Source organism: Bradyrhizobium sp. Kon58 (assembly GCF_055807455.1).
In genome coordinates this window covers 67,710-94,509 of record NZ_JBVVOT010000021.1, presented here as the reverse complement: position 1 = coordinate 94,509, position 26,800 = coordinate 67,710, and the positions used below count along the sequence as shown (strand labels likewise).

Sequence of the window (26,800 nt, the reverse complement as noted above, 5' to 3'; positions counted from 1 at the left end):
AACCGACATCCTATTCCTGATCCGTATGAATACGGGAGCTGAAGGCTAACACGCCGTTATGGAAGGAGTCTGGATGTCTTCGCCAAAATTTAACCTAACGTTTAGCTCTCAAGCTAGAATCACCTGTCCGCGCCCCGAATCGAACGGGGTTTGCCGCTTCGGAGATTCCCTTGGCCACCGCTGTCACGGTCAGTAAGACCAACAACGCAGATATCGACGGCCTGCTGTCAGGCTACAAATGGTCCGGCACGATCAGCTATAGCTTTCCTGACTCGCCTAGCGACTATGTCAATCCATACAGTGGCGGAAGCAGTGAGCCGACCACGTCGGGTTTTGCATCGGCACCCAGCCAGATGCAGGCGGCGATCAATTACGCGATCGGACTGATCCTCGGCTACACCAACGCCAACATCCAGTATGCCGGGACGAACGGCGCCGACATCATGGTCGCGCAGTCGCCCTCGGCCAATCCGACATCTTACGCTTATTACCCCGGCAATTACGCGTCGGGCGGCGACGTGTGGTTCGGAACTGCCTACAACTATTCACTGGCTGCGCTCGGCAATTACTATTTCACGACTGCGCTGCACGAGCTCGGCCACGCCCTCGGCCTCAAGCACAGTCAGGAAGCGGGCGGCCCTGCCAATGTCGCGGTGCCGAGCGCGCATGATGACAGCGAATACACCGTCATGACCTATCGCAGCTATGTCGGCGCTTCCACGACGAGCGGCTACACCAATGAAGCCTATGGATATCCGCAGACCTATATGGCCAACGATATCCTCGCGCTGCAGATAATGTATGGCGCGGACTACACCACCCAGGGCGGGAATACTGTTTATACATGGAGCCCGACCACAGGGCAGGAGTTCATCAACGGCATCGGACAGCTTGCGCCGGGCGGGGGTGCCGGCAGCTCTGCCAACCGCATCTATGAGACGGTATGGGACGGCGGCGGCGTCGACACTTACGACCTGTCAAACTACACGACGAACCTGAGCATCAATCTTGATCCCGGTGCCTTTTCGGTGTTCTCCACCGCGCAACTGGCTAATCTCGGCAACGGCCATCATGCGTCGGGCAACGTCTACAACGCCTACCTCTACAACAACGACGCGCATTCTCTGATTGACAACGCCACCGGCGGCTCCGGCAACGATACGATCCTGGGCAACGCCATTGCGAACGTGCTGAACGGCGGCTCCGGCAATGATACGATTACCGGAAGTGGCGGCGACGACACCGTCATTGGCGGCGTCGGCGCCGATTTGGTGGTGTACTCGGGCGGGAAGCTCAACTACAGCATAGCCTACAATTCGAGCACGCAGACCTTCACCATCAGCGATCTGCGCTCAGGCTCCCCTGACGGGAACGATACCGTAACGGGGGTCGAGGAGTTCACATTTGCAGACGGCACGATCTCAAGCACGGCGCTCATCGACCAGATCACGCCAATCACGATCGAGGCGATCGGCGCTACCAGCCTCGTGCAGGTTGGAGGGCATTATTCACTGAATCCCGTTGGCGGTCTCGCGGGACCTCTGCTGACGGGCGGTGGCCTGGCAGTAACGGTCGGTCAGTTCGGCCTCTCTCCCATCGGTGCGGAACAGGTCGCAGGTGGTGGATATTACGTAGCCTGGAAGGCGGCCGGTGCGGATCAGTACGCCGTATGGTCCACCGATAGCAGCGGCAACTTCATCTCCAACCTGACTCCGGGCGGGGTGGCGGGTAGCAGCACCAGCTTAGAATCATTCGAGACGGCCTTCCAACAGGATCTGAACGGCGACGGATTTATCGGAGCGCCCCCGACGATTGTGATCGAAGCGATCGGCACCACCAGCCTCGTGCAAGTGGGAGGTCAATATCTCCTGAATCCCGTTGGCGGTGATGCTGGACCTTCGTTGAAAATCGGTGGCTCGGCGGTCACGCCCGGTCAGTTCGGCCTCGCGCTCATTGGTACGGAACGTGTCGCAGCTGGCGGATATGATGTGGCTTGGAAAGCAGCGGGCGTCGATCAGTACGCCGTCTGGTCTGTCGACAGCAGCGGCGAATTTCTCTCCAACCTGACCCCTGGCGGGGTCTCGGGCAACAGCGCCGCATTAGGGGCCTTCGAGACGATCTTCCATCAGGATCTGAACGGGGATGGCGCAGTTGGCAGCCAAACTTCGCAAATTGTGATCGAGGCGATTGGCGCTACTAGCCTTGTGCAAGATGGCAGTATCTATTTGCTGAATCCCGTCGGTGGCGGGAGTGGACCATCGTTGAAGATTGGCGGTACGGCGGTCACGTCTGCTCAGTTCGGGCTCCTGCCAATTGGTGCAGAACAGGTTGCTGGCGGCGGGTATGACGTGGCCTGGAAAGCAGCGGGTGTCGATCAGTACGCGGTCTGGTCGGTAGACAACAACGGCAATTTTGTCTCGAACCTGACGCCCGGAGGGGTAGCAGGCAATAGCGCCACACTGAAGTCATTCGAAACGACGTTCCATCAGGATTTGAGCAGTGATGGAGCGATCGGCATGCTGCCCGCATCTACGAGCATGACGGAATTTACCGAGGGTGAAAATGGGACGTCTGCCTTCGTCTTTCGCCCGAAATCGGACACGACCAACACGCCAGCTCTGAATAGCGGCCCTGCAGAATTGTCTTTAGGCTTTACCCTCCCGAGTGAGTTTCGGTGGATTTTGGATAGCGCTCAGTCTGAACATCTGCTCGCAAACGGCCACGAGCCTCTAAATTTCGGGACCCAACTCATTGCTGGGCATCTCGATCATTTCTTTGTTTCCTGATTTCGGCGGGTTTGAGCAAGATCAGATTGCCAAAGCGCGATGAGATCGGAATGCCTCGTCATTGCGCTTTAAGTTGTTGTTGAGGATGACCTTTTGGAAGACCGCGCCTTTAGTCCAACACGCGCTTGAAATACTCTATGGTTTCCTTGAGACCGTCATCCAACGGTACCTTTGGCTGCCAGTCGAGCTCCGCCTTGGCCTTGTCAAGATCAGGCTGCCGCTGCCGGGGATCGTCCTGCGGCAATGGCTCGAAGATCAGCTTTGAAGCTGAATTGGTGAATTTGATCACCTTCTCGGCCAGCTCGAGAATGGTGAATTCCGAGCTGTTGCCAAGATTGATCGGGCCGGTGCAATCATCCGGTGTCAGCATCAGTCGAGTGATTGCCTCGACGAGATCGTCGACATAGCAGAATGATCGAGTCTGTCCCCCGTCTCCGAAGATTGTGATGGGATCGCCCTTCAGTGCCTGAACGATGAACGACGAGACGACTCTTCCGTCATTGGGTTGCATTCGCGGACCATAAGTATTGAAGATGCGACCTACCTTGATTGGCAATCCATGCTGTCGCCAATAGTCAAAGAACAGCGTCTCTGCGCATCGCTTTCCCTCATCGTAGCAGGCGCGAATGCCGATTGGATTGACGTTGCCCCAGTAGTCCTCCTTCTGAGGATGAACAACTGGATCGCCGTAAACCTCGCTGGTGGACGCTTGGAAGATCCGGATCTTCAAACGCTTGGCCAACCCAAGCATGTTGATGGCGCCATGTACGCTAGTCTTGGTGGTCTGCACTGGATCGCGCTGGTAGTGAATCGGCGAGGCTGGGCAGGCAAGATTGAAGATTGCGTCGACCTCGAGATAGAGGGGAAAGGTCACATCGTGCCGTATCGCCTCGAACAGCGGATTGTTCAAAAGACTGGCGATGTTGCGGCGGGTGCCCGTGTAGTAGTTGTCCACCGAAATTACTTCCGCGCCTTCGGCGAGCAGCCGTTCGCACAGGTGCGAGCCGACAAAGCCCGCCCCGCCGGTTACGAGGATGCGGCTGTTTCGATACTGATCAAGGGGCATCGGTTTTTCCGTTCTTCCATCGGGTGGCCTGTGAACTAGTGGGCGGGGAGTGGTATCGATCTCGATCGGATTATCAACATCTATCTCGATTTGTTGTAATATGATACCTCTAAGAGAGGTCTAATGGGACGACACAAATCACGCACGAGAATCCATTGGCTTGCATATCGACCCGGGCAGCATTCGGTTGTTTTGGTGCTAGCGTGTGGTTCCCGGAGGGCCCGCGGTCAGGGTTATCGGCCGACAATCATGGTTGATCGGGGGACCTCTTAGCCTTACGCACAAAGCTGCTGTGCGCCTTTCGTGGAGCTGCTGCATCAAAGCCGGAAATATTTGCGCCAGCGAGGTCGGATCCTCCTTAGTGGGTGATCAGCCGAAGTCAGCGAGAGTCTGGCACTGCAGCAGGCTTTCGGGTAAGGGTGTTTGTCGATGTCGAATTGATCTCGACTTCCGGACTGTGATCATCCGCGAAGTCCGGGCCGCGTCTCTCATGCACAGTTCACAATCATTGAAACTTAAGTGCTGAGGAGAGTTCACTTCAAATGGCTGAGCTCGTCTCCATCATAACGCCGGCTTACAAAGCGGCGGGGTATATAGACAAAGCCATCACATCTGTCCAGCAGCAGACCTATCCACATTGGGAGTTGATCGTAGCCGACGACTGCTCTCCGGACGACACCAGACGGATCGTCGCCCGCTATGCGGAGCGAGATCCGCGCGTGAAGCTGGTCGAGCAGCCCGTAAATCAAGGGCCGGCAATGGCGAGAAACGCCAGCCTTGGAAAGGCGCAGGGCAGGTTCATCGCATTCCTGGATGCCGATGATTGGTGGCTGCCAAGGAAGCTCGAGCTTCAGCTCGATTTCGCTGGTCGTTCAGGGACTGCGCTAACCTACACCCAATTCAAACGGGTCGATCAGGATGGTAATAACGAAGGCCGCCTAATCAAAGTGCCGGACCGGCTCACGTACCGAATGCTCCTCGGTAATACCGCGATCGCAACATCCACGGCAATGGTCGATCGGAAGCAGACAGGCGATTTTCGGATGACCAAAACCTACTACGACGATTTCGCCCTCTGGCTGAAGTTGCTTCGCGCCGGACACGTCGCTGGCGCGCTGCACGAGGATCTTATGCGCTATCGAGTGCTGAAAGGGTCGGTATCGCGCAGCAAGGTCAATTCGGCAAAGAAAGTCTGGTCCACGTATCGGGAGATCGAGGGCCTCAGCATCACAAGCTCGTCCGTCTATTTCTCTCTGTATGCCTGCAACGCTCTTCTCAAATACGTCCGGTTTTGATGCTAGCATACGGCCGGCAAATGCATTGCCGCCATCACGATGAGACGAGCGTTCAGTAGAGCTTCGGCTAGCAGGAAATCGCAGGAATGAAGCAAGGCGTCGGGGGGAACATCAAGCGCGAGGTCATCATCGGGAAAAACTCGGCAGTCTGGCGCGAATTGGCGAGACGGCCGGATATCGCTGCAAAATTTCAAGTTGCACTCGGCCACACCGAGATTGCGAATGCTGGACTTCTGCCGACGGACCGGTTGTGGGTTCTTGCGTATTCGAGGAAGGCGGACGAGAACGCGGCGTTGATCGAAGAACTGGCACGCGCCGGCGCCGCCGAGTACGTCTATGTGTCGTCGGCTACGACAAACGTCGTTCCCTATACCAGATGCTACAACTACCCCACGGCGAAGCTGATGGCGCAGAACCTGTCGCGCGAGAGGCTGGACGCTCGCATTCTAATCATCGGCGTTGTCTTCGGCCGAATCTCCGAGCTGCCGGCTGGCGCAACGATCGCGACAAGCTACGACGATCTGGCCGGTTTCATGCTGGCGCCGCGTTGGCCCGGCACTGTTGACCAGGCGGTATGCCTGTTCAAGCCTTGCGAGCGCCCCTTCAGAAGCAAGGCGGAGGCGATTGCGTTCAAGCTCTATGGGTACGCCATGCGCGTGCTGCGAAAATGGCCTTGTGTTCTCCGCCCGGTGGATTTCGTCCTGCGAGGAATGGGATACAGGTGGTATGGCTATCTTTATCTGAGTAACAAGACGTGGTTTACGACGACATCATAGTTGGCTCCGGGCTGGCAGCGCTTGCGACCGCCCTTGGGCTTGCGCCATCGCGAAAAGTTCTCGTTCTCGGCGGGCCCGAGACGGGGCAACTGGAATTCTATGGTGATCAGAAATCCATCCCCTCCTCCTATAGTGGGGTCGGGGGGCTAGGCAATTTTTGGCATGGCGTCATCCCGACAGCAATTCGGGCTCCCTATGCGCGTGAGTCCCGCAGCGAAATTGTCGAACTCTTCCAGTATTTTTATCCGCGAACTTCAATCCAGGAGAAGATCGATCAGCGTTGGCTTTTTGTACCAAGGAGGCCAGTGCGGCCGCGGCAGGAATGGGAAAGATTGTCGCGCGAGCGTGGTGGCAATCTGCGATTTGTGCCGCTTGCCGTGGATCGATTTGACATGGGTGGTGGCGGCCAAGCGGTCTTGACTGCCCATGAAACGTTCAAGTCGAGGCGGCTTTGGATCGCGGCAGGCGTGCTCAACTCGCCCAAGATCCTGTCCAGATCCGTCTCCCCCGATCTGAGGCGAGCATTCATATCAGACCATATCATCTGCTATGCGGGACAGATCCACCAGCACACGCCGGACTATTCTCCACCGCAGGTGGAGAGGGCAGGGGACGGGTTTTGGCTTGCTTTTGAATTCAGTTCGAGTGGTGATGCGCTACTCACGCAGCGACCTGCGCGTTTCGACTATCGCACGCTCGATCGCGGGATCGAGCAGCGGGCGGTATACGGGCTCCCGACGAACAGCGCGATGGTCAGGCTCCTGAAGACGACCTCGCCGGGGCTGGTGGCGGAAGCGCTCTTCAACAAGTTTGGCCTGTTCCCGCGTTCGCCTGTGTTGAGTGTCTACGCGCAGCTGGTGGTCCGCGACGCGCTGGACTTCTCTCGAGAGGATGCCGCGTTGAACCCAATCGACCACAACGCCGCGCAGGCTGTGTCTCGCTTGTCGCTTCCCTGGCCGGCGCTGCTCAGGACCGGGAGACCGGATTTGTTCATCCGGGGTATCCACCTTCACCACTCAATCGACCTCGACGCTTTGAACGCCGCAGGGCTAGCGACTGATGAATCGACCGTCAGGGTCGTCGATGCTTCGACGATTAATGGTATCGGCCCCGAACACCACAGTTTCTACACGATGGCGCGCGCATATCGTCTCGCCCGTCAGGCGAGTTCGTAAGTGACGATCTGCTGGCTCCCGCGATCTTCCCAACAGATTGCTGTCCGCTCAACATATCGGCTGGCGTTATTTTCAAGGGGCAAGTCATGAGCAATCTTCCGGCTTGCGCGAGGCGGGCGTGAACTATAGGGGTATAGGCAAGTATACTTGTCCGGGGCGCTCGTGACCCACAAAACGAACCTCCATTTTGACGTGGTGCGAGGCGTGGCCGCGATTGTCGTGTTGGGCGCACACGTTGCTCAGGCCTTCCTCTGGCGGCTTTACGGCGCAGGCTCGTGGGCGGACATGGCGTCCGGCTGGGCCGCACGTTTTGCGGTGCTGGCCTTCTTCCTGCTGTCAGGACGACTGATTGTGGCTAGTATCGGTTCCAATATCCGCAGGAACGGCTCCTTTGATCCTATCGATTATTTCCTCAATCGCATCGCCCGCCTTTACCCACCGCTTCTATTCGCAATCGTGCTGACCGTGGCAGTCGTCACAGCAATTCAACTATTCGGGTTACCAGGTTCGAAGGGCAGCCCCCTTGGCACTCTTCGCGCGTCCGGCATTTCGCTTCGGCTCACTGAGCTCGCGCAAAGCATCCTGCTTTATAATGGACTGACAATCGCGGACGGCCCGCTTTGGACCCTCTACATTGAGGTAAAGCTCTACATCGCGGCTGCGGGCGGCGCGATGCTTATATTCGGACGAAACTTGGCAGCAAGAGCCATCGGCTCTGCTTTGGTGCTGTTCGCCGTATGGACTGGCATCGACCATCATCGTTTCTGTTTTTTTGCGGTGATCTGGTGCCTCGGAGCGTTCACAAACCTACCTGTCGCCAGGAGGCCCGGCATCTTCCTCGCGGCGTCTACGGCGTCAGGGATCCTTTGCTACATGACTCCGGGCTATTCCGACTATATCGACGGCTCTTTTGGGACTTTGGCGCAAGCTATAGGTTGCGCCGGAATTGCCTACGGCTTGCTTGTTTGGAACGGGGAGGGATTCATCTTCCCGGCGTGGCTGGTGAAGACCGGTGATTTCTCCTACACGCTTTACGTGACCCATTTCCCTATACTGGCGCTCGCCCTGTCAATATCGCTTGCAATCAGCGACAAATCGTTTGTCGTAGCGGGGCTCGCTGCTTTTCTGGCTTCTGCAGCAGCGCTCGCTCTCTCTGTTTGCGCTGCGTCGCGGCTCGAGGATACGGCCGCATTCAAGCGAGCGCTGGTGGCAGCTTTTGATCGCAAATCAAACCTGATAGACTTCGCTAGATATGGCCGCCGCCTGTAGGGGCTACCATCGAGCCAGGTGCATCGGCGGGATTCGTTAAAGCGCGATGAGATTGGGATGAATCGTCATCGCGTTTTAGGTTTTTGTTCGTGCATGATCGTCTCGGAAAACCCTGCGCACTTTCCGGATCATGCTCAACTCTATTGATTCTTGTTTTGGGAAGGGACGGGCACCATTAACACCAGCGGGTAGACCTCGTCTAATCGATCGGGATCAACAGGTTCCAACGTATTCTTTCTGCCCTTCAAGAGCAGCTTCAGAGATCGCCAGATCTTGGAGCGCCCGGTGTCATGCATTCGAATGCCATGTAGCTCATAGCCCGGTATCGCGCGCGCAATGTTGACCAGATTGGGCTGCGCCTTTGTGAAGAGCTCGAATCCCACGAGTGGCCTGTATTGCCGCAGAAGGGGTTCAAGGGACTCGATGATCTCCTGTTCCATCCCCTCGACGTCTATCTTGATGAACGCGCGAGAGAGCTGGTCTGCGTATTGCGCCACGAAATCATGTGCCGACTTGAGTTGAATAGAATATCGATTTCCGAATTGCTCTTCCGACAGGCCGAACGTCTCCGGCGGCAGCACAGACCTCTCGGCCACGCGGCTGATGGAATGCTCGTCCGGAGACTCCTCCAGTGTCACGATTCCCTCGGTCTTGCCCAAGCCGAAGTTGTGGCAGGACAAATGCGACATCCGGTTGCGTAATACATTGGCCTCCAGCACCCGATAGAGAATCGGATGAGGCTCGACCGCTTCCACCCGCCGGAACAGCGGCGCCAGCGCGATGCTGTGGTTACCGATGTTGGCGCCGATATCGATCATCAGCTCCGTGGTGCCTGAGCGGGAAAGGACGTAGCGCAACGTCTCTATCACGCCCTTTTCGAACAGCCCCTCTGACAAAATATGCCGATCGACGGTGCTCGATACTTCGACAAACATCTTTGCGGGCCGTTTGCGGGCACGACGCGCCAGGAGCGTGAGCAGTCCGAAGCTCGTCAGATAACGGATCGCATCGTAGCCGGGTTTCACCTCGAAGAAGGAGGTACGTTCTATCCTGTTAGGCTGCACTCCATCCCCCTCCGACCGGTCTCGTCGAGACCGGCCTCTTTCGCACTGCTTCGACCAGCATCGCGAGATGCTGCGGATCGATCAGTGGCCATCGTCGCCCCCCTGAACGAGGGAAAACCGAGCTGGCGAGACAGGCGCTGATGAAATCATGCTTCTCAGTCTCCGACAAGGTACGAGCCGACCGGACAGCCGCGACGATAGTTTCGGCCCAATTGTCGATCGACGCAAGGTCGAGATAAACAGCGCCCGACCGGGCAAACCAATAGCTTGTGTTGCTGAAAGTGAATATGGGTTTGTCGCGAAGCGCGGCTTCGATGCCGACGCTGCCGGCGCCCAGCAGTACCGCATCGCTTCTTGCCATGACCTCAGCCGAATATTCGAGCGGCGGCACCATCACGACATTGGAGATCGACCTGAGTCGCTCGTAGAATACAGCGTTGCGCGCCCCGAGCATATGCGGGTGCTCCTTAATGGCCAGCGCGCAGTCCACTGATAGTGCCGCGACGATCTCGACCGTCTTGTTTTCATAGTCGATGATCGATTTATCCTTGATCCAATAGTCGATCGCCGCTTCGGGAAAATAGGCCAGCGGCACAAATACAGTTGGAGAGGACGACTTCTTCTGCAGGGAGGTTAGCTCGGATTGCCAGTCGTTGCTGAAGCAATTAGCGGATGGAAAGTCCCGAATTCTGCGCCGCTCAGCCAAGTAAGGAGTTATCGCATAATGTACATGAAGAGGATCGCGCTCCAGATATCCTTTGGCGAGAAAGGCAATGCGCTTGACATAGTAGCGACCTATGCCGAGCACGTGGCGGCACAGGGAATAGTTCAGGCGTTGGTTGTAGTCCTGCCGGAAGAATGGCTTCACCACGGCGGCAATGGCTTTCTCGATCTCGTCGGAAGACGGAATCCTGATGTCGAAAGCATCGCCATTCGCAGAGCTGGTGAGCTGGAGGAGGCCTGGAAATAGCGAGTGGGCATAGCCCACAAACCTGATCCCGCGGCGTCGGGCGAAGATGCTCAGGAGATGCGTCACGTACTCGTCAACCCAGTGGCAGATGATCCCCTCGGGATTCAAGCGGTCCAGCCACTCCTGAAGCGCAGCCGCCATTGCATGAAGCCGTCGCTCGGCGTCGTCCCGGTCCAGGTTGCGCAGGAGGCGGCAACGCCGAATGCAATCGTCGCTTTGATCTGCGTCCAGCAGCGCCGCAGGCCGCCCGGATCGCAAATGGCGATAGAATGCCTCACGCGTGTCGTCGGTCCCCTTCTTCCTGCCGTCGGTGAGAAAGAACAGCTTCTCCGCGCGCGGGAGCGCAGCGAAATTGGCCTTGAAATCGTCAACCAGGTACGGGCGACAAAAAACAAGGATTCCTGAGGGATCTGGTGAGACTGCTTTGGTCAATAGAAAGATTACCTGCGCTTTCCGGAATTGGCGAATGCCAGGCGGCCTGCCGGGGCTTTACTGACTGTGACGCAATCCGCTAAACATTGGAAACGGTCAAAGTCAAGCGAGAGGATCAGAGTGTTTGTCATCTCACATGTGCGGCAATTATCGCGTAAGTCCTGCAATGGCCGGTGCTAATGTCGTATGCGGAACCCGGCGTTCGCGCGCTGCTCGACGCCGACTGGCAACGGTTAATGGTTGCGATGGGCAAGCCGTCCCGAAACCGGAAATGGACCGACGCGTTCTCGCCCAGGTTCGCTCATATCGTCCTGATCCGCTGGGCCCATGCATTCCACAGATCGGGCTGGCGCCGGCTCGGAAAACTGACATCCTTGTTGAATTTTTGCCTGTTCGGCATGGAGATCCCTAGCAGTCTCAAAATTGGCCCTGGCCTGATCATACCACACACGAATGGAATTATCCTCGGCGCCGCTTGGATAGGGGCCAATGTGACCATCTACCAGCAGGTGACGCTGGGAGCGAAAATGGCTGACTGGGACTACGACCTGGCCCAAAGGCCGGTGGTCGAGGATGGCGCGACCATCGCTGCCGGCGCCAAGGTGCTGGGGCCCGTTGTCCTGGGAAGCAGATGCGTGGTCGGGGCAAACGCTGTGGTCGTCAGCGACGTAAACCCGGGAGCGGTCGTGGGCGGAGTTCCCGCCCGGGTACTCTCGTCCGAGAGGTGATCAGGGGCCTCTCGGTCGCCGCCCTAGGGCGTCGGCGACTGCGCGACTGCAGCCTTTACAGCATGATGTGGAAAAGTGCGCGGCGGTTGTTCGAAAAAATCATGCGCAAACAACAACCTGAAGCGCGATTACGATTCATCCTATTCCCATCGCGCTTTAGCGCAGATAGACTCGATTCACATATCGGTCGAGCGCAACACCGTTTTGCTCCGGCGTAAACTTTGCAACCGGCCGCTTGGGGCCGCCGACATATTCGACGAGAGAATAAAGAACCTGAAAAAGCAGACGGGTTCTTGTCTTGGGCGGAACACCGCGGTGAATGCCATAAGTGTTTTCGAGGAAGGCGGTGCCGGCGGGTCCGGAAAACGACAACATGTTCTCCCTGCCGAACTCGAGGGCAACTTCCTCTTCCGAAAGTCTGCGGATGTTTGTCAGCTTGTCGATGTTGTGTGTGCCGCGCACAAAAGCGTGGGGGCCCGACTCGTCGTCGACATCCGTCAAATAGACGAACAGTTTGACGAAGCGATAGTCGTCCACGTCGCGATGATAAAGTTCTGCTTCCTGGGGACGCTCGCCGTGCGCGATGGACCACCAAGCGGCCATCAAGCTGATCGTCGGCTTGGCGCCAAGAACGTCCGCCACTGCGGAGAGCACGATAGGGTTGTTGGCTATTGCCAAAACGTGGGGGCAGCTAACGACGTCGAGGTGATCAAAGTGCGCAACATGGGTGCTTTTTGGCACGCCGTCCGGCGCATTGAATTTGGCGAGATCGGGGCGATACGGGTCAAAAGCGAGACGCGCCTGAAAATATCGACGGATGTCGCTGACCTGCTGTGGCGATACCAAATCGGGAAGCATGGCATAGCCGTCGACGTTCAACCGCTCGAACGTTTCGGAGGCCTGTGGCAGATTCACGTAGCTGGGAAGCTGAGTGACAATGCGGTCCGCTGCTGCGTTTCTTTCCTTGAGGCCAACCACGCGACGTTGGAGATACATGTGCCGGTAGCGAGGATCGTAGAGAAACTTCGCCCTGTTGCTGATCGCAGACTTAATTCCCATTTGGTCCCCGTTCCGTGATAGGCCCGTTGTACAGAGTAGAACGCTGGAATATCCTGGTCAATCAGCGGAGCGTCCCTGCTCCATCCCTTCGCGCGATCATGACTATTGCGACGATCATCTGGGCCGCTCGCGCGCACCCCATCGACAGCATGTAAGCCGGGAATCCCAGCTGGAAAAGCGAGACGACGAGAAAGAGTGCTGCCCAGACAAGCACAAAAGCCACCGCTCCTGCGAAGACTGCTCGCTCACTGTCGAGCGCAATGAGCGCCCAATCGAAGACGGGACTAATCTGAAGCGTCAAGGCCATAACGGTCAACGCTGCGTCGGACCAGGAGAGCCGGTATTTTGCCCAATAGATGTCGGGATAGACCTGGTTCAGGAGCACGAAGGAAGCCGCTGCTCCGACCGCCATAAAGACTGCCACTTCGGCCGAGCGCGACAGTGCCGCCTTGAGGATGCCACCACGCTCGGCAAGTCTCGTACGAATAAAGTCCGGTCCCCATTTCTGGACAAATATGCTCGTCACCGTGTAGGCCGCGCTTAGCCAGATGCTGAGAAACGCATATTTTGCGCTATCAATTCCTGATGCGGAATGAAGTACCCAGCTTCGGTCGAAGCTGATTGGGATAAGCGCGCTACTCGTCGCTGCAAAGAGCCAGACGCCATCCGCCTCCCGGCTGACGAACGAATCCTTGTCGCTGGCCACAAGGTTCGGAGCTTTGGCTCGCGAACGAATGATTGTACGAAAATAGAGCAGTACGGCAACGCCGATCAGTGCAGAAGACGCGGCTTCCGCCCATAGGCCTACCTCCCAGTTGAACAGCGATGCAAACGTAGCGCAGAATACCAGCGCGCATACCGCGCGCAACATCGTCGCCGCGCTCATTGCGAACGGCTTGTCGTACGCCCTGAACAATGAAGCTGAAATGGCGAAGGCATTGGTAGCGAACGCGAGCACGGCAACGGCGGAAGCCACGATCGTCATCCGTAGTCCGTAGACGGCGAGGGCGATCAGGGTAAGGGCACCCAAAGCGGCCAGATGTCTCCAGGCGAGTTTTCGCACGTCCCATCCAAGCGTACGGCGCAGTTCATCGGAGCGGCCGAACGCGACCAGACGTGTGAATTTCTTGACCATGCCCTCGGCAAGGCCAAAACTGATTACGCTTGCCGCGAGGCTCACGAAAGCGAACGCCGCTGAATACTGAACAAAGTCTCCGGGCGATAGCACGCCTGCCAGAATCGCAGACTTACCGAGGGTTACCACGCTCGCCAATGCCATAAGCGTGAAAAAGATGTAGTGGGACTTCACCCTTTTGACTTCGGAAAGGTTTTCGCCGGACAGCCGATTGCAATCGAATTCGGCGGAACGTCCTTCGTGACGACGGCGCCGGCACCGACGACGGAGCCTTCACCAATAGTCACACCGGCAAGCACGGTTGACCGATATCCAAGCCAGACACCGTTTCCAAGAACAATCGGTTTGGCTACGTGCGAATAGGGGAGAGGGCCGCCGATATCAAGGCCGCCAGTTTCAACGCACGCCCCCTCGGACAATCTTACATGATCACCCATTGTGATGCCTCCCATTGCTCCCAGGACACAATTGGGACCGATCCTGATACTGCGTCCTAGTACAATGCGCTCCGGATGTTTGACGCGACAGTTCCAGAATATATAGGTATCCTTTTGCCAGGAATCTGACCATAGGTAGCTGGAATAAGCTCGGTTGGCTATTCCCTCGGCGACCGAATGCATCTTGGCAAGGGCGTGCATTAGCCCTCGTGGGCCGCTTGTCGCGAAGAGGCGTGTGATCATTGTTTTTGACATGGTCATCCCATGGTACCAGTAGCGCTAGTTCGACATCAATCGTGGACAATATGCCGGCTTTTTATATCAGCTGTCGCTTGGTGATTGCACTTGTCGTGGGAACTCTGGTTGTTCCGATGGTCTTGGTCGTAGGCCTCCGGTACCTGACCGTATATGGCACGTGGCCTTCTATTAGCGTCGGTGCCTGGGCTTTCCTGCTCGGATGGTATCTCGCGTTCTTCCTTGGGTTTCTACTTCCGGTCCGCTTGAGATACTCACCCGGCCGGACTGCGGTCGGCCGGAAGAGATGGGATACGAATTTTTGGACGATCGGTCTCTCATGTGTGGCAGCTGTCGGCGCGGGAGTCATGACCTATAATTTCGCGGTCGTTCGCGGCTTCGGATTTGATGTCCCGGTCACGGAGCTGCGCACGATCGTCATCGAAGCGGCGTCTGCAGGCTATGTCGGTTCGTGGTTGGGGGGGGTGGGGCGGCTTTTCGTCTCTGCGATTGCGGTGGCTTGGATTGTCGCTTGCTTGAAATGGAGGGAGCTTTCGTGGCCGGCTCTGACGATCCTCTTTATCTCAACCACGGCGGTCTTTGCTTACCAGGCGAAGTTTGAGGGAGGGCGTTTCTTTTCTTCAGCAATTCTGCTGGCATCGTTTTTTGCGACGGCGGGCTTCTTTGTTTCGGACGTCGGTCGAGAGCAGCGCGTGAACATTTTCGCCGTCCGGCCAATCCACGTCTCTCCCGTCGCGATTTTGTTGCTGATGTCGGTCGGAGTAACTGCCTACAATGAGATGGTGTTCGTTTCTCGTGGCGCTCGATCCGCGCAAACCTTCGCTCAGCTGAAGGCAGATGACGCTCCGGCTGCAAAAAAGGTCGAGGAAGCAGTCGGGCTGGAGAGGCTTGCGGAGGACCAAAATCCCCTTGCCATTGCTTATCTGCAGTATGCTGCAAACTTCAGTATCGATCTCTCGTCTGCTGGTGATTCCCAAGCAATCGCAACAAGCTATGGCCGAGCGATGGCCTGGATTTACCTCACGCAGGGAATTGGCGAATTCGACCGGATTTTCCGGATTGAAAACTTGCGACACTCCGCCGGCCTTTATCAGTTTTCGCAGATCGCGCAGGTACTGAGCAAACTCACTGGTAAAGACATGCGGTACGATGTGGCAGAGAATCTGCCGAATTACGGCAGCTATATCACGCTGCCGGGCACGCTGTATGTCGATTTTGGCACAGTCGTGGCGCTCATGCTTGCAGTTCTCGTGGGGATCTGTTTGCGTGCCGGTGTTGAATTGATGTTTGCGGGCGCCAGCACCTTCCTAGCCATTATGGCGCCGATTCTCTTTGTGGTCGTTGCTACAGGACCAGTCACCACTTTGGTGCCCAATCTCTGGCCGTGCGCGTTCTGGATAGCGCTCACGCAGATTCCTATCCACGCGAAATCCCGGTAGATTGCGACGTTGCCTCTTGGGGGAGACTTCGTAGAAGCTTGCTACTGCGCGCCTGTCTTCGTCAGACCTCTGCGAACCGGTATGCCCGCATTCGCCATGAATTTCTTCGCCTCGGCGGGCGTCTTGTCAGTGAAATGGAAGATGCTGGCTGCCGCCACCGCACTGGCCCCGCCGAGTTTAACGGCATCTACAAAGTGCTGATAATGTCCTGCGCCGCCTGAAGCAATGACCGGAAGGTTTACTGCGCTGGCCACTGCTCCGATCAAGTCAAGATCATATCCCCGCATGGTTCCGTCGCGTTCGACTGACGTGAGCAGGATTTCTCCTGCTCCGAGATCGGCGACCATTCGCGCAAAGGAGACCGGATCAGTGCTTTCTGGTTTCGATCCGCATCGGCTCATACAAACGTGCGTTCCGTCTTCATTCCGGGCGACGTCTATGCTGACCACGACACACTGCGAACCGAAATAACGCGCGGCTTCCGCGACCAGCCCTGGGTTCTCATGGGCGGCGGTGTTGATGGAAACTTTGTCAGCGCCGGCTCCGAGTAGCTCAGCTATCTGATTTATATTGGTGATACCGCCCCCAACGGTGAGGGGAACCGAAACGCTCTTACCCAGACTTCGTACAGACTCCACATCCGGCTTTCTGCCTTCAGCAGTTGCAGCGATGTCCAAGAGCGCCAATTCATCGACGTCTCGCTTGTCATATATCTTGATGGCCGGCAAAACCGAGCCAACGCGCCGCCAGCTATCAAAGCCTACGCCCTTGACCAGCCCATGTCCTTTCCACAACAGCGTCGGGATAACGCGGACCTTGAGCACGCCTAAACCTCTAGAAAGTTTTGGATTACGCGCGCGCCGGCCGTCGAGCTCTTCTCAGGATGGAATTGAGCTCCAAAAGTGTGTCCGCGCTCGATCGCGGAAGTAAACGGAAGGCCATACGTTGTCGTGGCAGCAGTGCTGGAGGAATCCTTTGGCTCGAACGCAAAGCTATGAACGAAATAAAAGTCGGTCCCGGACGGGACGCCGAGAAATAGAACGCTGTTGCTCGTCGGTGAGATGCTGTTCCACCCAACGTGGGGGATTCGAAGCGACGGGTCCTTGGCTCCCAAGGAGGTGACGCGACCTGAGACGAGGCCTAAACCGCTCGTGATGCCGCCTTCCTCGCTCTCGTCCGCGAGGAGCTGCATACCTAGGCAGATGCCCAAAAGCGGCATTCTGCGATTCAGGACGGCTTCACGTATCGGAGCAACCCACCTGAATTCAGTCAGGTTGGCCATCGCCGCCGCGAATGCGCCCACGCCGGGTAGTATGAGCTTGTCTACCTGATCAATATCGCCCGGCTTGTTGAGGACGACGGCAGACGTGCCCAGTCTCGCAAGCGAGTTGCAGACCGAGGCGATATTGCCCATTCCATAGTTGATGATGCCAACGTTCATCGGTTGTCATAATTCTGCTTCTGCAGATTTCCGCGTTTGTCCTTCTTGAGATTCCCTTTGTTGTCACTTTGGAAGATGCGCCGGTTTGTGAATTGGTCACAAACGTCGACGAATTCATCCACTGAGAGGTCTAGCGGCTCAAGGATATCTTCCAGTGATTTGCCCAGGTAGCTCCACGGAAACTTGCCGTCGTTGCGACGAACCATTTCGAGCCCATCTTCTCGAGAAATCCGGCCGCGACGAATATGAAGGCACGCTATGTCCGTAGCACGCCCGAACCCAAACTTCAGAAACTTGAAATAATCGTGGATACCGGTTTGATAGTTGTCAAGATTCTCATAGTCGACCACGGACCCTTCGATGGCCTTGCCGTAAGTTCTGAGCCCGTTCGCTTGCGCTATCAGGGCATTCGCCAAGCCGTCCCACGACATGTAGTAACCAAGAAACAGGCCGGTGACGCCTACGCGCTGTAAATCGTCGTCAGAGGGATATTGGTAGGGGATGATATCTCCGGGGGTAAAACCGTAGACATCGCAGAGGTCCGACACACGCAGACCGAGGAGCCCGCCAAATTCCTCGAGCCAAGCTCGTGAAAGAGTATTGTTCTCGGCCGCGGCTGCCGGTCCACCATACTCGTTTTGCGAGTTCTCACCCCAAACTATGAGGGGAACGTCAAACTGGACGGCTGCCCGAACCGGGATGGTGAAAATTCCGACGTGCTCCGGCCATGAGATATCGCCAACTTCAGTCAGCCCGATTCTGTTCAGCCTTGCGCGGACGAGAGGGTTCGGTGACATCTCGATGAGATCGACACCCAACCGCTTGATATTATCGAGATTGTGCCGGCCAATCTCCGACAAATCGCATGTCGTTGACGTGACGCAGAGAGGCCGCAGTCCGAGTTGCAGCATCCTGACAACCTGGGTGGTGCTATCCTTTCCGCCACTCACCGGGACGATGCAGTCCCAGTTCGTTCCGCCGCGACGATATTTCTCCAGAACGTGCAGGAGCTCGTCTCGCCGGGCGTCGAAATCGATGACTGCCCGGTTCTCGTAGGAGCGGCAAGCGCTACAGACGCCTTGATCGTCGAAGTGCAGGTCCGGCTTCGTGCTCGGCATCACGCATCGCTTGCAGTAGATCAGCATCGGTTTACGCGCCCTTCTTCATCAGGAACCAACTGATATCGTCTTGGGGAAACGCGGGATCACGATGATACGCGAAGCCGTAGTCGACCAGACGTAGATCAGGATATCTATCCATGATCTCCCCGGCAAAGTCGCGCTTGAAAAGTCGATCGTGGTGGCCGCGGTAAGGTATCGAAACCGGGCTGGGATTGTAATACTCGCAGACCAGGAGATATCGAGACGTAGCGTCGTACAACTTATCGTAGACCAAGGGAAGTTGTTCTGGATTAATGTGAATAAGTACGCCCTTGATCAGCGCCAACTCGGAAACGTCGGCAGAGGCGTAATCCAGGATCGAACCGCAGAACACGTTCGATGCGCCGATTTCGTTCCCAAGCAGTGCAGCGGCCTTTTCGTTGATTTCCACGCCCCTCAAGGTGCAGTTGGGATATATCTGACGGATGGCCTTCAGGTTCATTCCTATGTTCGCGCCAAATTCAATGCAGCTCTTGGGAGGAAGGGCAGCATTGAGGCCCTTGCTGAAGAACTTGATGTTCGAAGCAAGAAGCGCGGGGCTCATGTTTCTGGCGATATAGTCATTCCCGAAATCGCCAGCCCAGAAGCCTTCCTGAGCACTATGAGGATCAGATTTCGGCATGGCTTCATTCTCTTTCGGTTTTGATTAACGGCCCCGTTGAGGAGCGTAGATGGACTAGCGGGGCGGCTTGTCGGCGCACACGATGGAGGCTCACGGCCACGTTGTCGTATCGTCTATTATCGGGTTCCCCTCAGGCGGTACTGAAAGATGCGTTCCGCGATTTCAAGATCTTCGGGCGTATCAATGTCAACGGCGGTGTCGCGCGCGACCGGAAGGATGGCTGATGGAACCACGTCGTACGAAGCGCCTGCAAGGGCGGTCTCCGTTTTGGACAGATAGAATTGTCCGGCATCGTGATACGCGGGGGGCAGATCTTGCGATCGCGCAGAATAGTATTCGGGATAAGCCATGCGCACGCGCCCGTCGTCGGTCATGAAGAGAGCGCGCTGGATCCGCGAGGGAAATTCGACGGCCGAGAAGACCATTTCGCAATTCAGACTATCGATTGTAGCTACGGCGCTTTTGATGTCATCGGCGGAAACGAACACGGCGGTTGGATAGACAGTAAGGATCAGATCGGGCCGATAGCGGTTGCTAACGAACCAGTCGACCGCGTGCTTTGTCACGGCCGCAGTGCCCGTGTAGTCGTCTGACAGCGAGGCAGGACGCATGAATGGCACCTCGGCGCCGATGTTCCGAGCCATCTCCGCAACCTCCTGGTGGTCCGTCGAAACCAGAATATTCGCTACGAGACCGGACGACTTCAGCATGCCTATGGGCCAAGCCATCATCGGCTTGCCATGAAAGAGAGTGATGTTCTTGCGGGGAATTCGCTTGCTTCCGCCGCGTGCGGGGATGACCGCCAATATCGTTGGTAGCGTCACGCGAATGCACCTTGGCAAATGATCTCATCGCTCGCAGCAGCGCCCCATCGAACGAGATCGCCGAAACGATCTCGAACATTCGCCTTCGCCGCAAGGATCGCTTCCGGGGGGCGACCAAAGTGCGGCGCCCTCCTGTTGGGGAGCCCATTCGTGAAAACAGAACGAGCAAAGTTCGTTCTTGACCATCGAATGTCTTCCGATCGCCCCGTTTTCCCTTCAATCCGGATTACACAGCGTAAGCATGAAGATCAACCCTGCCGGTAAGTACTCCTGAGAGGCGGAATCGCCGACTTGGCCGTCAATCGCGACGGACGTTCGCTCAGCCCCTTCCGATTTTGTGTTCTCTGAATGTTCCATTGGGCGTAAGCGCTGCGCTTCTACAGCTTGCGTGCGCCAAGCTCCTTCCAAGAGGAGCCGCAGCCGATCGACGCAGTCCAAGGGGATCAAATGAGACTTGGCCGTGGCGCTCCAGAATGGTGCGTAACCCACGGGCGCCTCTGCCTACCGAAGGTGTTTCAGCTCACTGACGGTTGTGACAACGTGGTCCTGCTCGGCGTTTGACAGCGTTGGGAACATCGGCAGGGTCAGGATTTCTCCATAGACTGCCTCGGCTTGGGGGCACAACCCAAGTTGATATCCGAAGCGTTCGCGATAGAAGCTGTGATGATAGACGGGGGCATAGTGGACGTTCGCGCCGATGCCGGCCGCCCTGAGATGATCGAACGCCCGGCGTCGATCCACCTTGAGCTGATCAAGGTCGAGGCGGATTACATACAGGTGGTAGGAGTGAGATCGGTCTGCATGCTTCGCGAGGGGACGCACGAACGGGATTTCCGCAAACATCTTGTCGTAGCGGGCCGCAATGGCGCGACGTCGATCCAGCCATAACGGCAAATGCTTCAGTTGCGCGATTCCAAGAGCGCATTGCACGTCTGGCAGTCGGTAATTGAAACCGAGTTCGACCATATCGTAGGAAAATGTTCCGCTTTTTTCCCTCGACCTGTGATCGGAATCGATCCCATGATTGCGGAAACGGCGCATGTGGGCAGCCGTTTCGGGATCGTCTGTCAATACCATCCCCCCTTCGCAGGTCGTGAGGTGCTTCACAGGATGGAACGAGAAGGCAGAGAGGTCGGCCAGCGTCCCCACCTTGCCGCCCTTGTAAGTTGCTCCGGGAGCATGGCAGGCGTCGGCGATCAGCTTGATACCGCGGCCGGCGGCAAGCGCGCGCAGGGCGTCGTAGTCGGCCGGCTGCCCGCCGTAGTCGACGGCGATGATGGCTCGGGTCCGGGCCGTAATTTTCTGCTCGACGGATGTCGGATCTATCAGCAGCGTTTCGCGCTCCACATCGGCGAAGATGGGCGTGCCCCCCTCGTAGACCACGGCATTTGATGAAGCCGCAAACGTGATCGCCGGAACGATCACTTCGTCGCCGGGTCGGATCTTCAAGGCGCGCGCGGCGGCATGAAGCGCAGCGGTTCCGCTGTTGACAGCAACGCCCTCGCGCGCCCCGCAGAACTCTGCGAATGCACGCTCGAAATCGCCGACTTTCGGGCCGGTCGTGAGCCATGCCGACCGTAACGTCTCGGCTACCGACGCGATATCCTCATCGTCTATGATCTGCCGGCCGTAAGGAATTGAATCCCTAGCCATGCAGGCTCGCGGGATTTTCGAGCATCGTCGTCAGCGCCGCAGCATCGAGCCATTCCGGATTGTTGTCGCTGGCGTAACGGAAGCCTTCGGGGACGAGCCGGCCAATATCGCCGTATCCCTTATAGCTCCACCAGGCGAGCGCTGGCTGCACGACGTAGCGATCCTCCAATTCAATGGTGAAGCGCGCATCGTCTTCGGTGATCATCACCTCGTGAAGCTTTTCGCCAGGCCGAATACCGACGATCTTGTGCGGGCAGTTCGGAGCCATTGCCTTGGCCAGATCGACAATCGACATCGACTTTATCTTCGGAACGAACAATTCCCCGCCCTGCATCATCCTGGCGCTCGAGAGCACGAAGTCCACGCCCTGGTCTAGCGTGATCCAGAAACGCGTCATGCGCGGGTCGGTGATCGGCAGATGTTCGCTCCCCTTGGCAATGAGATCTCGGAAATACGGAACGACCGAGCCGCGGGATCCGACCACATTTCCATAGCGAACGACAGCGAACTTAGTCCCGGTGTTGCCGGACAGATTGTTAGACGCGACGAAAATCTTGTCCGAGGCGAGCTTGGTGGCGCCATACAGATTGACCGGGTTGCAGGCCTTATCCGTCGACAGCGCGACGACCTTGGAAACCCGATTCGCGATCGCAGCTTGCACCACGTTTTCGGCGCCGACCACATTGGTCTTGACGCACTCCATCGGATTATACTCTGCGATTGGAACGTGCTTCATGGCCGCCGCGTGAACCACGAGGTCAACTTCGCGCATGGCCATATTCAAGCGGTTGAGATCACGCACGTCACCGATGAAGAAGCGCAGCCGGTCATCGGGCATCGCCTGCGCCATGATGGCCTGCTTGTACTCGTCTCGCGAGTAGACGATGATCTTGCCGAGGTTGTGATCCCGCAACAGGGTCTTTACGAGCTCCGTGCCGAACGAGCCGGTACCCCCCGTGATGAGAATGGCCTTTTTGTCGAGCATGGTTCCAATTGTGGATCGTTGAAGAGCCGACCGGTAGTAGTCAGTTCGCGCAAATATTGCAAGCGAGAGTGGTTGGCTGGAATTACACGCCGCCTTGGGACGCTCCGGTTTGCGTGGCCTCAAGGCGATGGACCGCCCTCGAGCGCCGAGGCGGTTGAGCTCGTCGTTTACGTGATCGCTGACCACGTCAGCGCCTCACCATAGGCGATGTCGCGCGAGGCCGTACGTCCGATGATGTCAGGCAGGTGCTTCGGCGGCAGACCAAAACCGGGTCTGATCACGCGCACATTCTCGGGCGTGAACGGCTGGCCTGCTTTGATCGACTTGACCGCGTAAATCGAGCGGCGGAAGCGGGTATTGGCGGCTTCGCTCGGTGCCAAGCCGTAGTCGACCCTGCCAAGAGAGGACCATGCCGACTTGCAGTCAGTGACCAGCTTCCGGAATTCATCCGGTTCCAGCGAAAACGCTGCGTCGGGCCCACCATCGGCACGTGAGATGGTGAAATGCTTTTCGATGATGGCGCCCCCCAGGACGGTGGCGGCGACGCACGCAGCGGAGCCGGGCGCATGATCCGAAAGGCCTGATATCACGCCGAACGCATCTCCGAGGTGCACAACCGTGCGCACGTTGGCTTCCTCGATCGGCGCAGGATAGGCGCTGGTACAATGCAGCAGGGCGATGCCACCGGCGCCATTGTTCCGCGCCGTTTCGACCGCTTCCTGGATCTCACCGAGATTTGCCATGCCGGTCGAGATGATCATGGGCTTGCCGCGCTTGGCTACATATTTGATCAGGGGCAGGTCTATCACCTCGAAGGAGGCTATCTTATAGGCTGGCGCCTTGAGACCGGCGAGCAGGTCGACTGCGGTTTCGTCGAACGGCGTCGAAAAGATCGTGACGCCGACCTCGCGCGCCTTCGCAAACATCTCCGCATGCCATTCGTAGGGTGTGTAGGCTTCCTTGTAGAGTTGATGCAGTTGATAGCCGTCCCACAGCCCGCCCCTGATCTGGAAGTCCGCGCCTTCGTGCGGAATCGTCATGGTGTCCGGCGTGTAGGTCTGAATCTTGATGGCGTCTGCGCCGGTTGCCGCTGCCGCCTCGATCAACTCCAGGGCTTTCGCGAGGCGCCCGCCATGATTGGCCGACAATTCGGCGATGATATAAGGGGGCTGGTTGCGACCGATCTTGCGGCCGGCGATTTCGAGTTCCGCGTCCGTGCTCATTGTTGACCTCTCGCAACACATTGCAGCATCTGCGACCGAGGTCGCCGGTCGAGCGCAATTTCGCGTGTCATCCGCTTGTTCCCGTTCAGTTATTCCCTTCGGACGCGGCGCGCAAAGAAAGCTGGTACACTAGGAACTCAGTCTCTTGGCCAGTTAGCACGAAGCCGGCCTTCAGGAAGATTTTCTGAGAGGCGAGATTTTCCCGCTTCACTCGTGCTTCGACGCGTTCGCAGAAACCCTGACCAAATGCTTCCTGGCAGGCCAGAACGAGGGCAGTGGCACCGTAACCTCGCCCGCGGACGTTACGGGCCATTGCAATACTGACCACGGCCGTCCCCGTCAATTCGATGTGAAATCGTACGTTGCCGCAAGGTCTTCCATCGGCCTGGATGATGTAAATAAGAGTGTTCGCATCCGCGATGCGGTTGTTAAACCATTTTGTGTGGGCATCCCAAGGCACTGCTCGGCTATCTCCGGACATTGCGCGGGCGTCGGGATCGTTGCGCCACAACCAGAGCCGCCGTGCGTCATCGGCAGTCGCACGGCGCAGCGTTAACTGCCCGGTACGTTCCTGCTGCACAAGCGCATCGATGGCCTCGCCAACGCGTTGCGCGCCAACGCCATCACACACGTTGGCGGCCTGCCGCGACATCCGGGCGAGTTCGTCGGGCCGTCGGGCAAGTTCAGCCAGGATGCGCGCAATGGTATCAGGGGCATCGCAACCGGGCGGGACGATTCGTGCTGCGCCCGCCTGCTCAAGCGCGCGAGCATTCTCGCGCTGGTTGTCAGCTACAACGAGCTGGATCGATGGAAGACCGAGGCAGCACCGCTCCCAACTCGATGTGCCGGGCGTTCCGATCGCGATGTCGGCATTCGCCATCAATTCGGCAATCTCGGGAGGATCGACGTGGACTTGAACCCGCGTTGATTCTTCCCCAAGCGCGACGACCTCATTGAGAGATGAAGCGGTTGGGCCGATCACAACGATGATACGCGAATACGTCCCCGCATTTGCCAGGGACCGGGCGATGTCCGCCGTCTGCCCCCCGACGTCGGTGAGCCCGAGCGAGACATATATCGACGCAGGCTCAAATGCCTCGCGTCGTCGCGCAAGTGAAACAGCGCGCAACTCCCAAAACGCACTGCGCAGCAGCGCATAGGGCGAGCCCGCGATGACGCGACAATGCCGCGGGATCAATCCGGCGTAGTCGTCGGCGCTCCGGCCCAGCGTCATGTCTACGAGAAGGTCGCAATCATGTGGGCGCACGGGCGCATCGTCGATCACGAGGATCGGACATCCAAGTCGGCGTAGAGAGTGCTCGAACGCTTCGCCGAGCCGAAAGGAGTCGATGACGATGAGATCGATCCTCGTCCCCGCAAGTCGGCCGTCCTTGAGGTCCGTGTTCCAATCGTGCCGATCAGCCTCTAGCCACCGGATGCCGCAGTGAGTGAGGGCTGGCACGGTATCGGCGGTTATCGGAGAGCACACGAAGAGAACGTCTGCGCCGCGCCGTTGCATTTCGGTTGCAAGCGTCAAGCACCGCATGACGTGGCCGCCTCCAGTGGCCGGATCGGCATCGGCTCGGAAAACTATCAGCATCGCACTTTTGGTTCAGGCCGGGTCAGTTGGAGCGTTCGGCCCCGCTTAGGCTTGCGCGGGGCGTAACATACCAGAGCACGAGCAAAACGAGAAATCCATGGGTCAGGAGGATCACAGTCAGGGGTACATTGAGAAAAATCTGCGGTAACAAAGCTGCCGACATAAGGACAAATCGCGGCGGCAGGCCCGCGGATACACGGTTGCCAAGCGCGACCACAAGTCCGCCAACGGCAGCTGTCGTCGGCGCCAACCAACTACCCACTGACGCAATTCCCTCTGTCGCAAATAGCGAGGCATTGAAGTACCCGCCAATACCAAACGCCTTGTAGATAACAATGCCTAGCGGTTCGCGATAAGGGCAGGTGGTCAGGGCTTTTAGAAAGCTAATTTGGCAGAAGAGTGTGAGGTCATTCTTGGAGAAGAACTCATTATAATAATCCATGGCCAGCGAGGGAAATGTCATCATGCGGAGATTGATCAAGGCGAAGTAAGGGTGCGCCACTGAAGTCTGCATTAACCCGGATTTCCACAGGATGATCATCAAGATGCCAATTGCTGTTGGAACCAAGAGAGAAGCGATAACAAGAAATCGCGCTTCCATGAACCGGGCCGCCATTGCGATCAGGCTGATCCAGGCTGCACTGAATAGGGCGACCTTGCTCAGGGTAATCGGATAAAAGAGCAGCAGGAGTCCTAATGTTGTTGCAGCCCGCTTGAACGTGCGGCGTTCCACAAAACAGGCGAATGCGAAAGGCAGCAGTGCGCTGCTCGTTATTCCAAGAAGATAGTCGAGGAGCTTCGGGAATTTGAGCGTGTCGCGCGAAACGTAGATGTCACCATCAAGCCTGATCAGGTTGAGCAATTGGGCCAAATCAAAATGGTATGCTGCGCCGGCAAGAAGCGTCGCTCCGGCGCCCAACAGGATCGCATTGAGAAAGCGGTCAAACCCAACGGGGGAAGGCGTCCAGAGCTGCCTGAGGGGAGCTTTCATCAGTACTGCAGGCAAGATAAAGGCCACCGCAGAAACATACGCAGAGATGCCCGCCAGCCGGTGGTCGTATTCGAAGGTGGAAAAACAGTTCAGCCAAAGATAACCTGCTATCATGGAATAAAAATAGAATGCGATGAAATAGCCGAAGCTGAATTCGGAAACAACAAAGATGGCAGCGATTGGCAGGAATGTCGCCACTGCGGCGAGCGCGAAAGGCAGGCGGTCCGTTCGAAAGGCCAGGTACTGAGGGTAGAGCTGCGACGCGAGAAAAAGCGTTAGGCAAAATGCAGCCACATGAAGGCAAATCGGCGCAAGAAGTCGAATGTGTCGCATGTTTTTGCCTGATGCCGCTTACTTTTGACCTCGTATCCGAGTCAGGACACGTGAACAAGTCCGAAAGATCGGATCTCCCTCG

23 protein-coding genes are annotated in these 26,800 nt (G+C 57.3%); 7 read left to right on the top strand and 16 right to left on the bottom strand.

What is annotated here, in order from left to right; translation table 11 throughout:
• Positions 1–170: 170 nt before the first annotated feature.
• The gene (locus AC0L20_RS28120; RefSeq protein WP_473293953.1) at positions 171–2,786 is read left to right on the top strand and encodes a M10 family metallopeptidase C-terminal domain-containing protein; all 2,616 of its coding nucleotides are present in this window, start codon (positions 171–173) and stop codon (positions 2,784–2,786) included.
• 109 nt (positions 2,787–2,895) lie between these two features.
• Here AC0L20_RS28120 and AC0L20_RS28115 read toward each other — a convergent pair whose 3' ends face one another.
• Positions 2,896–3,852 carry a UDP-glucuronic acid decarboxylase family protein gene (locus tag AC0L20_RS28115; protein ID WP_473293951.1) on the bottom strand — a complete coding sequence of 319 codons (957 nt, stop codon included), beginning with the start codon at positions 3,850–3,852 and terminating at the stop codon, positions 2,896–2,898.
• Between the two features lie 542 nt (positions 3,853–4,394).
• On the opposite strand from AC0L20_RS28115, the gene AC0L20_RS28110 reads away from it, so the two are divergent.
• The 4 genes from AC0L20_RS28110 to AC0L20_RS28095 all read left to right on the top strand — a co-directional run bounded on the left by AC0L20_RS28110 (position 4,395) and on the right by AC0L20_RS28095 (position 8,367).
• Positions 4,395–5,147, top strand: coding sequence for a glycosyltransferase family 2 protein (locus AC0L20_RS28110; RefSeq protein ID WP_473293948.1), 753 nt, complete (start codon positions 4,395–4,397; stop codon positions 5,145–5,147).
• Between the two features lie 86 nt (positions 5,148–5,233).
• Positions 5,234–5,923: a hypothetical protein gene (locus tag AC0L20_RS28105; protein ID WP_473293947.1), complete on the top strand. Its 690-nt coding sequence runs from the start codon at positions 5,234–5,236 to the stop codon at positions 5,921–5,923.
• Positions 5,902–7,098, top strand: coding sequence for a hypothetical protein (locus AC0L20_RS28100; RefSeq protein ID WP_473293945.1), 1,197 nt, complete (start codon positions 5,902–5,904; stop codon positions 7,096–7,098). The genes AC0L20_RS28105 and AC0L20_RS28100 overlap by 22 nt, the downstream gene beginning before the upstream one ends.
• 147 nt (positions 7,099–7,245) lie before the next feature.
• Positions 7,246–8,367 carry an acyltransferase family protein gene (locus tag AC0L20_RS28095; protein WP_473293944.1) on the top strand — a complete coding sequence of 374 codons (1,122 nt, stop codon included), beginning with the start codon at positions 7,246–7,248 and terminating at the stop codon, positions 8,365–8,367.
• Positions 8,368–8,507: 140 nt separating this feature from the next.
• Here the strand turns inward: AC0L20_RS28095 and AC0L20_RS28090 are convergent, their stop codons facing one another.
• Together AC0L20_RS28090 and AC0L20_RS28085 are read right to left on the bottom strand one after the other, a co-directional pair.
• Entirely contained in the window at positions 8,508–9,431 is a 924-nt protein-coding gene (locus AC0L20_RS28090; protein WP_473293943.1) for an FkbM family methyltransferase, read from the bottom strand.
• Entirely contained in the window at positions 9,421–10,833 is a 1,413-nt protein-coding gene (locus AC0L20_RS28085) for a hypothetical protein (protein ID WP_473293942.1), read from the bottom strand. Before AC0L20_RS28085 ends, AC0L20_RS28090 begins: the two co-directional genes overlap by 11 nt.
• A 179-nt stretch (positions 10,834–11,012) precedes the next feature.
• Here AC0L20_RS28085 and AC0L20_RS28080 point away from each other — a divergent pair, with 179 nt between their 5' ends.
• Entirely contained in the window at positions 11,013–11,561 is a 549-nt protein-coding gene (locus AC0L20_RS28080; RefSeq protein ID WP_473293941.1) for a serine O-acetyltransferase, read from the top strand.
• Between the two features lie 156 nt (positions 11,562–11,717).
• Here AC0L20_RS28080 and AC0L20_RS28075 read toward each other — a convergent pair whose 3' ends face one another.
• The 3 genes from AC0L20_RS28075 to AC0L20_RS28065 form a co-directional block, all read right to left on the bottom strand.
• Entirely contained in the window at positions 11,718–12,620 is a 903-nt protein-coding gene (locus tag AC0L20_RS28075; RefSeq protein WP_473293940.1) for a phytanoyl-CoA dioxygenase family protein, read from the bottom strand.
• Between the two features lie 61 nt (positions 12,621–12,681).
• Entirely contained in the window at positions 12,682–13,929 is a 1,248-nt protein-coding gene (locus AC0L20_RS28070) for a hypothetical protein (RefSeq protein WP_473293939.1), read from the bottom strand.
• Positions 13,926–14,192 (bottom strand): acyltransferase, encoded by a 267-nt coding sequence (locus tag AC0L20_RS28065; protein WP_354100488.1) that lies wholly within the window; start codon positions 14,190–14,192, stop codon positions 13,926–13,928. Before AC0L20_RS28065 ends, AC0L20_RS28070 begins: the two co-directional genes overlap by 4 nt.
• Positions 14,193–14,794: 602 nt before the next feature.
• Between AC0L20_RS28065 and AC0L20_RS28060 the strand changes: the two genes are divergently transcribed.
• Positions 14,795–15,886, top strand: coding sequence for a hypothetical protein (locus tag AC0L20_RS28060; RefSeq protein ID WP_473293938.1), 1,092 nt, complete (start codon positions 14,795–14,797; stop codon positions 15,884–15,886).
• Between the two features lie 41 nt (positions 15,887–15,927).
• Here the strand turns inward: AC0L20_RS28060 and hisF are convergent, their stop codons facing one another.
• From hisF to AC0L20_RS28010, 10 genes are all read right to left on the bottom strand, one after another.
• A complete protein-coding gene (gene hisF / locus AC0L20_RS28055) occupies positions 15,928–16,710 on the bottom strand; it encodes an imidazole glycerol phosphate synthase subunit HisF (RefSeq protein ID WP_473293937.1) in 783 nt (260 codons plus the stop codon).
• A gap of 2 nt (positions 16,711–16,712) precedes the next feature.
• Positions 16,713–17,327: an imidazole glycerol phosphate synthase subunit HisH gene (gene hisH / locus AC0L20_RS28050; RefSeq protein ID WP_473293936.1), complete on the bottom strand. Its 615-nt coding sequence runs from the start codon at positions 17,325–17,327 to the stop codon at positions 16,713–16,715.
• A complete protein-coding gene (locus AC0L20_RS28045) occupies positions 17,324–18,472 on the bottom strand; it encodes an N-acetyl sugar amidotransferase (protein ID WP_473293935.1) in 1,149 nt (382 codons plus the stop codon). Before AC0L20_RS28045 ends, hisH begins: the two co-directional genes overlap by 4 nt.
• Positions 18,473–18,476: 4 nt before the next feature.
• On the bottom strand, positions 18,477–19,109 hold the full coding sequence (locus AC0L20_RS28040) for a pseudaminic acid biosynthesis-associated methylase (RefSeq protein ID WP_473293934.1): 633 nt from the start codon (positions 19,107–19,109) through the stop codon (positions 18,477–18,479).
• 116 nt (positions 19,110–19,225) lie between these two features.
• Positions 19,226–19,933 carry a pseudaminic acid cytidylyltransferase gene (gene pseF, locus AC0L20_RS28035; RefSeq protein ID WP_473293933.1) on the bottom strand — a complete coding sequence of 236 codons (708 nt, stop codon included), beginning with the start codon at positions 19,931–19,933 and terminating at the stop codon, positions 19,226–19,228.
• Positions 19,934–20,434: 501 nt separating this feature from the next.
• Positions 20,435–21,586, bottom strand: coding sequence for a UDP-4-amino-4,6-dideoxy-N-acetyl-beta-L-altrosamine transaminase (gene pseC, locus AC0L20_RS28030; protein ID WP_473293932.1), 1,152 nt, complete (start codon positions 21,584–21,586; stop codon positions 20,435–20,437).
• Positions 21,579–22,571: a UDP-N-acetylglucosamine 4,6-dehydratase (inverting) gene (gene pseB / locus AC0L20_RS28025; RefSeq protein ID WP_473293981.1), complete on the bottom strand. Its 993-nt coding sequence runs from the start codon at positions 22,569–22,571 to the stop codon at positions 21,579–21,581. The genes pseC and pseB overlap by 8 nt, the downstream gene beginning before the upstream one ends.
• A 167-nt stretch (positions 22,572–22,738) precedes the next feature.
• The gene (gene pseI / locus AC0L20_RS28020) at positions 22,739–23,794 is read right to left on the bottom strand and encodes a pseudaminic acid synthase (RefSeq protein ID WP_473293931.1); all 1,056 of its coding nucleotides are present in this window, start codon (positions 23,792–23,794) and stop codon (positions 22,739–22,741) included.
• Between the two features lie 85 nt (positions 23,795–23,879).
• Positions 23,880–25,394 (bottom strand): UDP-2,4-diacetamido-2,4,6-trideoxy-beta-L-altropyranose hydrolase, encoded by a 1,515-nt coding sequence (gene pseG, locus AC0L20_RS28015; RefSeq protein ID WP_473293930.1) that lies wholly within the window; start codon positions 25,392–25,394, stop codon positions 23,880–23,882.
• A gap of 22 nt (positions 25,395–25,416) precedes the next feature.
• Positions 25,417–26,718: a hypothetical protein gene (locus tag AC0L20_RS28010; protein ID WP_473293929.1), complete on the bottom strand. Its 1,302-nt coding sequence runs from the start codon at positions 26,716–26,718 to the stop codon at positions 25,417–25,419.
• Between the last annotated feature and the right edge of the window lie 82 nt (positions 26,719–26,800).